Raw genomic sequence first — 1,260 nt, forward strand, 5'->3', positions numbered from 1 at the left:
ATTCCTTTGCTCGAGTGACTTTCGCGGGTCTCTCGAAGAATCACGCGATGACCTTCATTCATCCGGCTACGACACGCCGGTACCGCTGATCAGGTCCGACTCGTACACCACTCTGCTGGACGCAACCTTCGGCGATGACGCACGCGGCCTGTTCTTGCTCATTCAGCCCCTCTAGGTGATCCATGCGGGCGAGTATGACTTGAAGGAGCCCGGCGCTTGTGGTGATCGGGAGATGGCCGAACGGAGATGTCGAAAGCATTGTGCGAGAGGTCGCCGCTAAGTCACGAGTGTCATCCTCCTGCAATGGCGCCATATGTTGTCGGCGTCGACCGTCAAACTAGACACCGTGCTGACCGTGTACCTGGATCAAAACAAGTGGATCGATCTTGCGCGGGCCGAGATCGGGCATCCGTTGGGCGCACCGTTCGTCGACACATTGGTTGCCTTGAAGCGAGCAGTCGACGAGGGTAGAGCTCGCTTCCCGCTGAGCAGCGCACACTATTTCGAAACGGGCAAGCAGCGCAGCCAAGAGAGACGCATTGCACTCGCCAGAACGATGACGCGACTCGCGGGCCAACTACGGATCGCCCCTCCACACGACATCGTTCCGTGGGAAATTCGTTGCGCGTTGATCGAGGTCCTTGGGCTCCGCATGATGGTTCCGGAGAAGCAAATCTTCGGAACCGGCGTGGCCCATGCTTTCGCCGCGCCTCAGCTTCGCTTCACGTCGAGCCCTACGTGGCGGGGTAAGGCCATACCCGCAGAGACCCAGGCGATGCTGCGACCTGTCGTCGAGGCGGAGTGCGAAGCTCGGGTCTTGGCCGACTACGTGCCCACCGATGGGCGCGCATCCCTGCGTCTGCACCCGGAGAACCACACAGCCCTGACCGGCAACCGATTCGCCGACGGGCAACGAGCTGTAGCGGAGTGGATCGCGGAGCTCGGCCGGCATCGCATCGACGACATCATGCTAGCCACTGCTTTCGCCGATATCGGTGATCCACTCGCACTGGCGGCGACTGAACTTGGAATCGCCTCCGAACAAATCGCGGACAACGCTGAAGACATAATTGAGCAAATTCCATCACGATGGGTCGAAATGAAGCTCCGGTCTCAGCGGCAAGCGAATCCGCTGATCGCGCTCGTCGAAAGTCCTCAGGTGTGCTCGCCGAAATTCCTCACCTGTGAGCAGCGGTCAGTGTAGTTGTTGGCGGTTGCCGGTGGTGGTTCGGCGCAGGGTTTCGGCGGCTGCTTGGTGGT

General features: G+C 60.3%; 1 protein-coding gene. It reads left to right on the top strand.

What is annotated here, in order from left to right:
- The first annotated feature begins 346 nt into the window (after positions 1–346).
- Positions 347–1,204 carry a hypothetical protein gene (locus HPC46_RS34440; protein WP_179476442.1) on the top strand — a complete coding sequence of 286 codons (858 nt, stop codon included), beginning with the start codon at positions 347–349 and terminating at the stop codon, positions 1,202–1,204.
- The last annotated feature ends 56 nt before the right edge of the window (positions 1,205–1,260 follow it).

This window comes from Mycolicibacterium vinylchloridicum, assembly GCF_013404075.1.
Taxonomy (GTDB): domain Bacteria; phylum Actinomycetota; class Actinomycetes; order Mycobacteriales; family Mycobacteriaceae; genus Mycobacterium; species Mycobacterium vinylchloridicum.